Raw genomic sequence first — 11,508 nt, 5'->3', positions numbered from 1 at the left:
GCAAGTTACTCTTCGTTGCTGTCCACGTATTCCTTGTCACTAAAGTTGTTTTCGTCCGCGTAGAAAGCGGCCCGTTCGTCCCAAAGTTCTCCTTGGGTTTCGATAGTTCGGTTTTCTCCGTCGCCGCATCCCATCGTAGGCAGACCGGAAACGAGAATCACGAAGGTGAATAAAAGGCAACGAGTCATGTTCATTCAGGTTCATCTGTTGGTTCGAGGAAATGGATCGCTGTCGATCAAGAAATGTAAAAAGGAAACTACGGCCCGGATCTGCTAAGTCAGGCGATTTCAACGACACGGTTCTTTCTGGGTGCATCGTTGAAATGAAAGACGCACCGGGCGATGCGTCCCAATTCAGTTCATTTGAGTTCGGGTTAAGCCGTATTGGGCGAGGTAACGAGTCTCTCCGCAAATCTCAGGAAACTACACAACTCAAGTCAAACGGACTCGTTGACTCGTCCACTAACGGATATCGAAAAACCCGCCTCCGGAGAGCCCGTGCCCTACCGTTTGAGCGAATAGCGGAAAGGCGCAGGCCGTCAGGTATCCACCGCGACGACCTACTATGGACCCGCCAAACAAGTTGCGATCAATACTCTTCGTCGATCACTTCCTTGGATGCTCGTGTTCCTAAAGCACCCCACAATCCATAGGGGCTTGGGGATCCCGGCGACCGAGCGTCACTGCCTCCTGAATAGACGCACCCCGCACTGCTATTGCCTGCTTCAATGGAATCGGTGATGAAGCGAACGGCCCCATCTCCCATCAACACGTGCGCACCGCCTTGGTGACGACTCGACGCCGAAGCGATCCCATACCCTGAGTCACCGCCGGACATGCAAAGTTCACTGTTGGGTGGAAGGATTGCAGTGAAACAAGTGAATCCCGTACGAGCATCGGACCAAACATAGCCACGCATCTGAAAGATCTTTGCGAAGCCGTTGGTCTTATTGGTGTAATCAATACTGCTCTTGTAGAACGAAGGACGTTCCGGATCGATGTATTTGCTGCATGCTTCGCCGGGCTGGTTACGAAGTATGCCACCATTGCCATTGATCATCAGCGTGGTTGCAATCGCCTTATCACCCAGATCGGTAGCGATTTCGCCGCACATCATCGTGTTGGAAAGCCCATCCAATGTCTCCCGGAACTTGCATTGGAAAGCGGGTTGGAACATCCCTCGGTAAGCCGCTCGAGCTTCAATCACATCGTCTTGCGTGTAAACCAGCTTGCCCTTCTGGGGATTGTTTGGCCAACGACAATCAGCCTTGTCAGGGGAATCGCCAATACAGGCTGAGTAGTTCGTTCGTCCCAGTGCCGGCAAGCCAAAGCCAGGGTCACTGGGGCAACGATAGGTGCCAATTTCGGTGATCCAAGGTTTGTATTCCTGCTGGCGTGGCGATGGACCCATCGGTGACCAAGGTTTCCCCGGAGGACCTCCACTGGAGCTTTCATTGTTGGGATTTGCGATCTGTTCCCACAACGCTTGCTGTTCAACGAATGGCAACAGCCCAACTAAGAAACTGAGGGTGTATTCGTTGTGGCCGCCACCGTTGTTCTTGTTACTGATCCCGCTGTTAACATAACTCCCGTTCTTGGAATGCGTTCCCATATGATGCACCGGTAACGCTTTAAACGCAGCGTGATAGTTATGAAGACCAAGTCCGATCTGCTTGAAGTTGTTACTACAACTCATCCGGCGTGCCGCTTCTCGAGCAGCCTGCACCGCGGGTAACAATAGGCCCACCAAAACACCAATAATTGCGATTACGACAAGGAGTTCAACGAGAGTGAACCCTCGACGTTTTTCCGTAGTCTTCATTCAAATTCTCCTAAGAATCGGTCTTCAATTCGACGGCGAGAGACGTACCCACCCGACCAAGGCAGCGAGCGTTCTATGGGACATAAAAACGCGTTATCTTGACCTTACGGGCCGATACTAGGAGTTCTGGCAGGGGGTGTCCATTTAATTCTGCCTAACGTCTATTCAGGAAACCAGAATAGAATGACCAATGGGCAGCAATTGGTTGCGCTATCTGGAATGAGCTCGGAAGTGTCCCGAAAGCGGCCCAAAATCGGCTACGGCAACACACCCATGCACCGGATTTCGGCCGAAAAATCGCCAGTTTTGCCTACCCGCAGTGACGCCAAACCGCCCCCTTCTTTGAACCAATTTTGCCGCCACATCTTGGGCTGATGGACAAGAAAATCCCGTCTTCGAAACGGCTCTCCAGCGTTCCCTTTGGCAACTGCTTTTTATTTAAAAAAAGGTACGAGAAGCTAGAAGCTAGAAGCTAGAAGCTAGAAGCTAGAAGCTAATCGCTAATCGCTAATCGCTAATAACCAATTGGCACGCTCGTTGCATTTTCTTCGTCACGACAGGTCAGACTGTCAAAAAGGCAAAATGAAACGATCACTCTTCTTTTGAACTCACTTAAAAGGAGCGAAAAATGTTAGCTACTCGATTAGAACCTTGGAGCGAATTGAATCGATTGAGCCGTGAAATGGACCGGTTGTTCAGCCGCGGCGGCAACCGACAAAGCGGCATGATGGGCGTCGCCAGCTTTCCTGCGATGAACGTTTGGGAAGAAGACACCAGTCTCCATGTCGAAGCCGAACTGCCTGGCTTTTCTTTGGACGATCTGGAAATCTACGTCGTTGATAACCAGTTAACGATCAAAGGCGAACGTCGACCCCCTGAACATGAGGGCGGCAAGTGGCATCGGCAAGAACGTGGCTATGGCCAATTCAGTCGCATGATCGAACTGCCGGTGGGTATCGATGCCGAAAGCGTGTCCGCCGAATTTAAAAACGGTGTTCTGCACGTCACTCTGCCGAAACTCGAAGCGGCTAAACCACGACGCATCGAAGTGAAGGCGACCTGATCCGGTCTGCCAATGGTTCGCTTCTCGAGGGGCATCAGCACTCGCTGGTGCCCATCCGAAGCATGGTTACACGATCCACATGCATTAAGTCCTTGAACCCGTATTCGAAGCACAATCATTTGGAGAATAACAATGAGTACTACCATGACCACAGCCAACTCGAAGGACGCACAAAACTCGAACACTCCACGCAGCCAATCTGGCAACGGGGAATCGTCGCGTCCGACTTTCCAACCACGATTTGACATTTGGGAAGGCGATGACGAACTGATCCTGTACGGTGACCTTCCCGGAGTCGATCAAGATGACTTGGAGATCCACTTTGAAAATCGCCAACTGTCGATTCACGGTAAAGTTGCGCGTTGCCACGAAGGCGAAGGTGCTTTGAGCAGTGAGTACGGCGTCGGAGATTTCCAACGCTCCTTCACGATTGGGGACGCGATCAACAGCGAAGCCATCTCGGCCGAACTGAAGGACGGCGTACTCACGTTACACCTACCCAAATCGGATCGAGCGAAACCTCGCCGAATCGAAGTAAAGGCAAGTTAGCGCCTGAACCCATCCAAATTCGAGTTCGGTTGGACCTACAAGTTGCAATAGACGGTTCTTAGTGGACCAGTCGTAGTGGACGAGGTTACGAGTCCCTCCCACAATGTCCTTCCCCGCTGAATCGTCCCCAAACTTGAGGTCAGACCCCTCGAATTGAAACGTTGTCGAAGCACTCACTTGTCGGCGACTTGATTCCCCGAGTTGCACTCGAGATCAAGGAAGTGTCGGTCGTAAAATTGCGTTGCTGGCAATAACACAACCAAGCCACACCGCGACGCGGGAGCGAGGAATCGGTCAATTCAAAACCCTCGCTCCTGCATACCGACACTCAAGACATTCAGTTCGAGATCCCCATACCGAGATCCCCATACCATCGAGTCCGGGCCGCAAGCTTCAACGCTGCGGTCCGGACTTTTTTTGTAGACGGATCGCACACCCGGTCCGGTGCAACGAAAGGCACCTCAAGTCGAATGGCTCCATCTTACTGAACTGGCGGATCAGCGATGGGCACAGCTATCCAAGAGATTTTTGTTAACGATGCTATCGCTGCTCGGTAGATTCGTATGGGCACCGTCTATAGTTTGATATCCTTCGGGTGGGATATATTTCCCTGCGGCTCGATCTGATCGCGTCTAATTTACAAGCTAGCCAAAATTTCAGCTTTCTTAGCGTTGAATTCGTGTAGTTCAATTAAGCCTGCATCAAGCATTTGTTTGAGCTGATTAAGACGAGAAGTTAGATCATCTTGTGGCGGTACCGGTTGAGCAGGCGCGACCGCAGTGTTGACCGTCACGCTGTTCGCAGCATTTCGTTCTTCTTCCATTTTTCTACTTCGGCGAAACTCTCGCATCTGTTCTTCTCGCTGCTGCCCCACACGATATACGCATCTGGCCTGCGCTTTCGGAAGATGCTCAAGCGTTTCCACGTGTCCGTTGAGCCCTGCAACTGAAAGAGTTGCACCCACAATACCTTCGCTGATATGGATATTTTGAACATCTAACCAAGGAACATCAACCATATTCATTCGGCCAAGTGCCTTCGCCCTAAAAATGATCACTCTTTTATTGGTCAAAACGATAGCATCTGGAGACATTACTGAGGGCAAGTGTTGCACAGCTATGTATTCCGGTTGCTCGCTATCCGAACATACGTCGGTAACGCGGCTTAGAAGTTTTCCTATAACCTTTGGTGGCTGACCTTCTGACACGAAACGCGATAACGCTGAATCTGGAACATGAACTGGTTGAACATTTGATGCATGCACCGGGGCGCTCATCTCTGGCGTTGCGAAGGCTGGTATCTTCTGCGACTGTCGTTCCTCCACGATTTCGCTAGCAATTATGTCTGTTTGCGAAACGCTTTCGAAGAGACCTTTTACACGGCCCGCTGGAGTCCAATTGCCTTCTTCGCCTAATCGCACCAATGTTTCCTGATCAATTTTTCCTTGTTGAGCAATTCCTTTCAATTGCCGAGCACTAGCAGGACCAATAATTTTTCCATTGTGTTGAACGTACCAATGAGAACTCATATTGCCTCTCCGTTATTAGTGACTAGCGTGCCGTGGTTGATCATCTTTAGAAAGCAAAACAAGAGCTCATCAAAGCAACTTTCAAGTATGAAGCCGCTTCTATCATATTTTTATTCTATGAGGCCATAATGCGAACGAACATTTATAGAAGCTCGTCCGCGAAGATATTGCTTCGTCGCAAAATTTTCGCTTGTAGTCATGCCTTCTCAACTCGATACCAGCGACTTCTAAATGAGCGAAAGGTGTCCCCGTTTCGGGATCACACTCAATTGAAATCCCGTTCCGCACTCCAAGTTTGCCGCCAAGGCGAAGTTGCGCTTCCTTCGTCATTGCTGTAATTTTGAGCCGTCGAAAAATCATGTCACCGACCTCAATAATAGGGCGGCCTTCGGAGATTTGCTTCGTTGCTCGATCACGAAGGAAGCAGCGCAGAACAAAATGCTTTTTGTACCTACCTCGTTAAGCGAAGTGCTCATAAACGCGTAACGATCTGGAACAAGCGTTTGGGAAAGTTGGCAATCAGCACGCTGTCCGTCTTCGTCTTCCCATTCTCCACGCAGAACCACGGTAGTGCGCTTACATGCAGTCCGCTTCAATTGTCCAGGCGTCAATTCTGTTGAGTTCTTCATGACAGTGTGCATGCCATAGGGGTGGCGAAGACTCAAGAGTTCCTGAACAAGTGAACCGGTGCTCATTATGAGCGTCCTTGATTGCGATTGCAAGTCCGGGGGGGGTTGAACTTCGTTCCTCAACGTTGGCGTCAATTCCTGTAATTTCATACACCTGAAACTTTTGATCGTTTGGGGACCGAGAGTTGGCCGGACCAAGTTGCGATACAAGCAACTTCCTCGTCAACTAGAGCGAATGTCGGGGAATACCGCGCTAGCTACGTGACTTAGACGCTTAATGCGTTTCACCCTAGTTGGGCTGGAGTCGTGAACGGGAGAGCGAGGCTCCTGCCGAGCCGGTAGTGGATGAGCAGGTCGGCACTAGGTGTAGCTCGGCGGGAGCCTCGCGCTCCCGATTGAGTGGTCGATATGGCGGTCGGAGGTATCGAAGGGGTCAGGTCTCTTTGATGAACCGGACGATCGGTGTACTGCGTTTTGACCTCGAAAGGTACGAACGACATGCAAGGGAATGCACGGAGAAGTGCTTTCGTTTTGTTCGTGTGTTTCGTGGTTTACAAACAGATGGAAACAGGGGAAAAGTGGGGCTTGAACTGGGCTATCAGGGAGGTGGGTCGGATCAAGGTGCGAAATGATGGTGCTCCGACAGCGTACAGATGATGCCTTGACGATTCCCTTTGGGTTGCCGGAACGGCGCTTTGCTGGGTCCGGCCTACGTTGGGTTGGGGCGGCTGGAAATTCACGCCGCGGAAATGAAGGCGAAGGGCGGTTGATCTTGACGGTTTGTGGTGACCGTTTCGGGCTATCTGATTAGCTGGAGATCCTTGTGGCCGACGTGACGGCATCCTCGCATTGTCGGTTGCGAGTGATGCGAGTTGAGAGAAACTTTCGGGTTTTCTGTTAAGAGAATTCTGCTCTCGCACAATACACGGATAGGAGGTGCAGGTTTTGTAAGCGTGGATTCTTCATTCGTTATCTACGCCAAACGTGCACCCTCGCTTTTATTTCCTTTGTTAAACGATAGAGGTCGTGTGATGAGAAGATGGAAAAGTACTCAGGCGTTCACTCTGGTGGAACTGCTTGTTGTGATTGCAATCATTGGTGTCTTAGTGGGGCTGTTACTGCCAGCGGTGCAAGCGGCACGCGAAGCAGCACGGCGAATGAGCTGCAGCAACAACTTCAAACAAATTGGCTTGGCGGTGCACAATTATCACGCTGCCTACAATCAGCTTCCCGTCCATTTCACGGGGACACGTAACCCCGATGCAGCCACAGGCGGAGCGGGGGCGTGGGGTGATCCTGCGACAGGCGGCGGAAACAACATGCTGCAGCTCAGTTGGCTTGTGGGGCTAACTCCCTTTTTCGAGCAACAGGCACTATGGGAAAAAATCTCAAACCCGAACATTGAGGTTTCGACGGGCGGGACATTGAATGCCGGTTCGTTCTGGCCACCAATGGGCCCGCATCCACTGCGAGGATCCTATGTGCCCTGGGTCACTGAGATAACGATGCTTCGTTGCCCTAGCGATCCAGGAACCGGGCTGCCCGCGTTTGGTCGAACGAACTATGCGGCGTGCGTTGGCGATGCGATGGAGCTGACGAACGAAGGCGTGGCGAAGTACACGTGGGGGTCAGGATGGGGAGATCTGACGACGGATGCCGGCAATTGGCAACGTGATAAAACGGCACGTGCGTTGCGTGCGCGGGCGAGTTGCCGTGGCGCGTTCGTCCCAAGGAAAGAGGTCAAATTCCGAGACATTCTTGACGGTTTGTCAAACACCATCATTGCAGGTGAGATCAAGACAGACCTCGGCGATAACGATGTTTCAACGAATCCGGTAAGGCAGGCCGGGGTTTGGGAGAATCCGCTGGTATGCCGCAAGGCGATTGATCCCAACCGACCTCAGTTCTGGGATCCGTCAGTGACGACTCGAGATCCTCAGTGGAACGGGAACACTCACTCTTGGGCATTAATTCGCCGAGGACTCGCATGGGCAAACGGAACGAATCTTCATACCGGATGCACTACCATTCTGCCCCCGAACACAGAGCTTTGTTACAACGGAAGTGGTGATGGGTATGGCACCCTTGCTCCCAGCAGTCGGCACCAGGGCGGAGTGCATGTGTTGCTTGGAGACGGCGCAGTCAGGTTCGTTACTGACTCAATCGAGGCGGGCAACTCCAGCAATCGTCCAGTCCTTGCCTGGGGTAACGCAACACATAGGAATCAACCAGGGGCGGAAAGTCCTTATGGGCTTTGGGGTGCGTTGGGATCGCGAGCTGCCAAAGAAACAATTGGCAAGGAATTTTAGAGCGAGTTCTTAAACGACGTCGCCAGACTTTCCGGGGTCTGAATTCTGGCGTATCCAGCTACTTTGAACGGGTACGACATCATTTGAAATGCTGTCACTTTGGCTCCGATCGCTCTTGCGTGGTGTTAGGCTAATGCTGTCTGTCTTAGAGATTCAGCGTTCATTGAACGCCCATGAATAAGCGAGAGGCTGTGGTCGAATCGGCGGTTATTGGTTGTTGTCGATTAAGAAGATCTGAACTGCCAAAATTTCATGCCCTTGGGCTGCTTGAAGAACATATAACGTTTTTGGAATGAGTTGATGAATTACAGTCGTCTAACGCTTCTTCTGTTCCTGCTTCTTTTCTCTTCTGGGTGTGGTGAGAAGACTAACAATGTGATTGTCCCCGATCCTTCGACCGAGTTATCCAGTGACGAAATGGAAGCGATGATGCGACGACAAGCCGAGGTACCCGACGATTCGGAAATGCAAATACAGCAAGCAATGCGAGCGGAACGCATGGGTGGGAATTAGTAGGTCAATCGAATTGTGATGTTGTAGTTGGTCGAACCTATGCGATTGCCAAAACCGACGCGTGCGGGATTCTACCGATGGAAATTCTAGCGAAGTGTTTGGCGTCGCACGCTCTCACCTGTAGGCTCAATGGCTGTGTTCGGCTTGCCATGTTCGCGGGTGAGTCCACGATTACGCGGTGGCTTAAGACTTGATGATATCCGAAAATTCTAGCGATGCGGCGGTGTTGTGGGTGCAAGCCGAACCGAGGTTACGCGCATTCGTAGCGGCCGCCGTGTGGGATGTTCACCATGCCGAGGACGTGCTTCAGAACACGGCGACGGTTGTCCTGGAAAACTTTCACGCCTACGACCCCAAGCGTCCGTTTCTCCCGTGGGCAATGGGAATCGCTAGGTTTAAGGTGATGGACTACTTTCGTTCTCAGTCGTCCAGTCACCCACAATTTTCGGATCTGACGCTTGCGAATCTAGCGACGGTGGCACAAGACCTCAATGACGAAGAGCTTGTCGACCGTCGAAGGGCTTTGAAAGACTGCGTTGCGCGTCTGAAGGGACGTCAGAGAAAAGTAATTGAACTTCGTTATCTTGATGGACGATCCACTGCTGAAGTTGCGACGAAGCTTGAAACGAGTTGCAGTACGATTGAGGTGACGTTGCATCGAGCGCGATCCGCGCTCAGAAACTGCGTTGGTCGTATGGGCAGCGACATTCCGACCATGGGCTAAAGTGAGATGAACGAGGAACTCTTTGACCGATATTTAAATGGGACTCTCGATCCGGAAGAACTCCGCAAGATGGAGGACTGGATCAATGAGGATCCAGACAACGCCCGGCAGTTCCTGCAGTGGTCGGCTACTCACCTCGATACCCGCGCTGTGTTAGAAGCCGAGGAGTTGCAAGAACTTACTTTGCAATCTTGTCCTGTCCAAATTGAGAGCCAGCCAGTCGAGCTGAAAAAATCTGCTGGACGAAGTTTCGGACATCTTCTTCGCGGCACCGCAACGGCCGCTTGCTTGGCGATCCTTGTATCGGGCGGATACTTCCTGGGGCGGATAAGGCCGCAGGATTTAATGTCGTCTGGTGCCGTTGCCGTAAAGACGAAGGAAGTCGACGAAATCCGGAAATCGTCAGGTGCCTCGATCGTCCAACGGATCGACTGCGTCATGCAGCAAGAGAAATGGAGTTTTGGCAATCTGAACCGGTTTGAGCCAGGGCAGTCGATACGCGTCTCGGAAGGAGTCGTCGTCGTCGAGTTTGACTGCGGCGCCCAGGTCACTTTGCAGGGCCCCGCGGACATGGAAGTGGTATCCGCTGATCGTGGTTTTTTACGTAACGGTAGGCTGACCGCATTCGTTCCTCCTGTGGCGGTGGGCTTTGAGATTCAAACCCCCAGAGGTCGTGTGATTGACCATGGCACGCAGTTTGGAATAACGGTCGATGAGGACGGGGCATCGGAAACACACGTGTTCGATGGGGAGGTCGAAATGGTTCAATCAGTCGTGGGGCGTTCGCACCAACGGGAGGAACCCGGTAACCTTACGCCACCTGGACGCAGACTAACTGAGAACATGGCGGTGCGAGTTTCAGCCGACTCGAGCGAAACCAATGAACTCATCCCTGCGAACCCCAAAGAGTTCATCCTGCTTCCGGTTCGCTCAGCTGAATCGGCGAACAATGCCGAAACCATTACAGACTTACCTGAAAAGGAAGATCTGTTAGCGTGGTTTGAAGCGAGTCAGGGCGTGCAGCTTGACGACGATTCACGCATCATCTCTTGGCAAAATCTCGCAGTGCTTGACCGTGCATCGGCCAACAATGAGTCGGTTCCCAATTCAGCCGCATGGCAGGTCGACTCGAGGTTCCGCCCATCTTGGAAGACCAGTGCGATTGCGAACCGCCCGGCAATTGAGTTCGGCGGTTGGGATGGTTGTGAATTTCTAGCCACGACTCCATTTCAAACCGGCGACGAGGTGACTGTACTCATGGTTTGTCAGTATGGCGACGTCAAAGATGATCCGAACTACTCGCAACTCATGACCCTCGGTAGCTCTACTAAACTCATTTTAGAGCGAAAGAATGCTTCGAATTTTGCAAGTGTCGCTTGGTGGTACAGTGCCGACGGTGGTGGGCAGTTTTCATCGGTAAAACTCCAGTCAGACTACAACATGCCAAATGATGTCGCTCACGTTTGCGCCGTACGTTACAGCCTGCCGTCCGATACGTACGAGATCTTTGTGAATGGACAGATTCAGTCACGCGACAATGCGGTCGGCAGTCTCGCTTCCAATGACTCGTATATTATCGGTTGCCATCGAGACCGTAACGATCACTTCTTTCGCGGAAAGATCGCGGAGATCGTGCTTTACGATCATATGTTGAGCCAGAGTGTCCTCGACCAAGCGACCGAAACATTGATGAAGAAGTATGGAATCGAAACGCGAATGTCTCAATGATTCAGCACACGTTGTCCCGAGTGAATCTGCCTCATCCCGCGATGATCAATTTGGGATTGCCGGAACGGCGCTTCGCTGGGTCCGGCCTACCGCTACCACGTTTTGCAAACAGAGAAACGCGTTGCTCCCGAATGGAGTTGTCTGCGGCGGTTGATTAGATTTTCGTTGCCGCAGCGATCACTACGAGCGAGGGTCCATCTGGGTGTGAAGGAGGGGTAGAGGATCAGTTGAAGCGAATTGCGGGGAAGGTCCGTTTTGAATGTCGTAGCTGGCGGCGTTTACCGAAACCACCGATGCGGTTTCCAATGGTTGGGCCGGAGTCGTAAAGGGAGGGCGAGGCTCCTGCCGAGCTGGTGATGGGTAGCGGGTTGGCACTGGGTGAAGTTCGGCGGGAGCCTCACACTCCCGGGTCGTGGGTGGATATGTTGGGGTATGGGCGGGAGGGCGAGGCTCCTGCCGAGCTGGTGATGGGTAGCGGGTTGGTACTGCGTGGAGTTCGGCGGGAGCCTCTCGCTCCCGGGTCGTGGGTGGAAATGTTGGGGTATGGGCGGGAGGGCGAGGATTCTGCCGAGTTGGTGATGGGTAGCGGGTTGGTACTGCGTGGAGTTCGGCGGGAGCCTCACGCTCCCGGGTCGTGAGTGGAA

General features: G+C 52.3%; 10 protein-coding genes. 7 read left to right on the top strand and 3 right to left on the bottom strand.

The window, feature by feature from the left end; all coding sequences use genetic code 11:
* Positions 1-5: 5 nt before the first annotated feature.
* Together ACR3ZL_RS01225 and ACR3ZL_RS01220 are read right to left on the bottom strand one after the other, a co-directional pair.
* Positions 6-188, bottom strand: a complete 183-nt coding sequence (locus ACR3ZL_RS01225; RefSeq protein ID WP_473649704.1) for a hypothetical protein — start codon at positions 186-188, stop codon at positions 6-8.
* 400 nt (positions 189-588) lie between these two features.
* On the bottom strand, positions 589-1,821 hold the full coding sequence (locus ACR3ZL_RS01220) for a DUF1559 family PulG-like putative transporter (protein WP_473649705.1): 1,233 nt from the start codon (positions 1,819-1,821) through the stop codon (positions 589-591).
* A 628-nt stretch (positions 1,822-2,449) separates the two neighbouring features.
* On the opposite strand from ACR3ZL_RS01220, the gene ACR3ZL_RS01215 reads away from it, so the two are divergent.
* Entirely contained in the window at positions 2,450-2,884 is a 435-nt protein-coding gene (locus tag ACR3ZL_RS01215) for an Hsp20/alpha crystallin family protein (protein ID WP_473649706.1), read from the top strand.
* A 132-nt stretch (positions 2,885-3,016) separates the two neighbouring features.
* On the top strand, positions 3,017-3,433 hold the full coding sequence (locus tag ACR3ZL_RS01210) for an Hsp20/alpha crystallin family protein (RefSeq protein ID WP_473649707.1): 417 nt from the start codon (positions 3,017-3,019) through the stop codon (positions 3,431-3,433).
* A 637-nt stretch (positions 3,434-4,070) separates the two neighbouring features.
* Here the strand turns inward: ACR3ZL_RS01210 and ACR3ZL_RS01205 are convergent.
* Positions 4,071-4,961, bottom strand: coding sequence for a PH domain-containing protein (locus tag ACR3ZL_RS01205; protein ID WP_473649708.1), 891 nt, complete (start codon positions 4,959-4,961; stop codon positions 4,071-4,073).
* Positions 4,962-6,621: 1,660 nt separating this feature from the next.
* Here ACR3ZL_RS01205 and ACR3ZL_RS01200 point away from each other — a divergent pair.
* The 5 genes from ACR3ZL_RS01200 to ACR3ZL_RS01180 all read left to right on the top strand — a co-directional run bounded on the left by ACR3ZL_RS01200 (position 6,622) and on the right by ACR3ZL_RS01180 (position 11,502).
* Positions 6,622-7,899 carry a DUF1559 family PulG-like putative transporter gene (locus tag ACR3ZL_RS01200; RefSeq protein WP_473649709.1) on the top strand — a complete coding sequence of 426 codons (1,278 nt, stop codon included), beginning with the start codon at positions 6,622-6,624 and terminating at the stop codon, positions 7,897-7,899.
* 300 nt (positions 7,900-8,199) lie between these two features.
* A complete protein-coding gene (locus ACR3ZL_RS01195) occupies positions 8,200-8,412 on the top strand; it encodes a hypothetical protein (RefSeq protein ID WP_473649710.1) in 213 nt (70 codons plus the stop codon).
* Between the two features lie 193 nt (positions 8,413-8,605).
* Positions 8,606-9,136 carry a sigma-70 family RNA polymerase sigma factor gene (locus ACR3ZL_RS01190; RefSeq protein ID WP_283435558.1) on the top strand — a complete coding sequence of 177 codons (531 nt, stop codon included), beginning with the start codon at positions 8,606-8,608 and terminating at the stop codon, positions 9,134-9,136.
* A gap of 6 nt (positions 9,137-9,142) precedes the next feature.
* Complete coding sequence (locus tag ACR3ZL_RS01185; protein ID WP_473649711.1) at positions 9,143-10,864, top strand: LamG-like jellyroll fold domain-containing protein; 1,722 nt, start codon at positions 9,143-9,145, stop codon at positions 10,862-10,864.
* Between the two features lie 356 nt (positions 10,865-11,220).
* Entirely contained in the window at positions 11,221-11,502 is a 282-nt protein-coding gene (locus ACR3ZL_RS01180; RefSeq protein ID WP_473649712.1) for a hypothetical protein, read from the top strand.
* Positions 11,503-11,508: the final 6 nt, after the last annotated feature.

The sequence above is a fragment of the Rhodopirellula sp. J20-39 genome, assembly GCF_057365095.1.
The sequence above is the reverse complement of the archived record's forward strand: the minus strand, read 5'-3'. Positions and strand labels throughout refer to the sequence as shown.

Excerpts from the sequence above, each read along its gene's own strand:
- ACR3ZL_RS01225 (WP_473649704.1), bottom strand. The coding sequence starts at position 188 with ATGACTCGTTGCCTTTTATTCACCTTCGTGATTCTCGTTTCCGGTCTG.
- ACR3ZL_RS01220 (WP_473649705.1), bottom strand. The coding sequence starts at position 1,821 with ATGAAGACTACGGAAAAACGTCGAGGGTTCACTCTCGTTGAACTCCTT.
- ACR3ZL_RS01215 (WP_473649706.1), top strand. The coding sequence starts at position 2,450 with ATGTTAGCTACTCGATTAGAACCTTGGAGCGAATTGAATCGATTGAGC.
- ACR3ZL_RS01210 (WP_473649707.1), top strand. The coding sequence starts at position 3,017 with ATGAGTACTACCATGACCACAGCCAACTCGAAGGACGCACAAAACTCG.
- ACR3ZL_RS01205 (WP_473649708.1), bottom strand. The coding sequence starts at position 4,961 with ATGAGTTCTCATTGGTACGTTCAACACAATGGAAAAATTATTGGTCCT.
- ACR3ZL_RS01200 (WP_473649709.1), top strand. The coding sequence starts at position 6,622 with ATGAGAAGATGGAAAAGTACTCAGGCGTTCACTCTGGTGGAACTGCTT.
- ACR3ZL_RS01195 (WP_473649710.1), top strand. The coding sequence starts at position 8,200 with ATGAATTACAGTCGTCTAACGCTTCTTCTGTTCCTGCTTCTTTTCTCT.
- ACR3ZL_RS01190 (WP_283435558.1), top strand. The coding sequence starts at position 8,606 with ATGATATCCGAAAATTCTAGCGATGCGGCGGTGTTGTGGGTGCAAGCC.
- ACR3ZL_RS01185 (WP_473649711.1), top strand. The coding sequence starts at position 9,143 with ATGAACGAGGAACTCTTTGACCGATATTTAAATGGGACTCTCGATCCG.
- ACR3ZL_RS01180 (WP_473649712.1), top strand. The coding sequence starts at position 11,221 with ATGGGTAGCGGGTTGGCACTGGGTGAAGTTCGGCGGGAGCCTCACACT.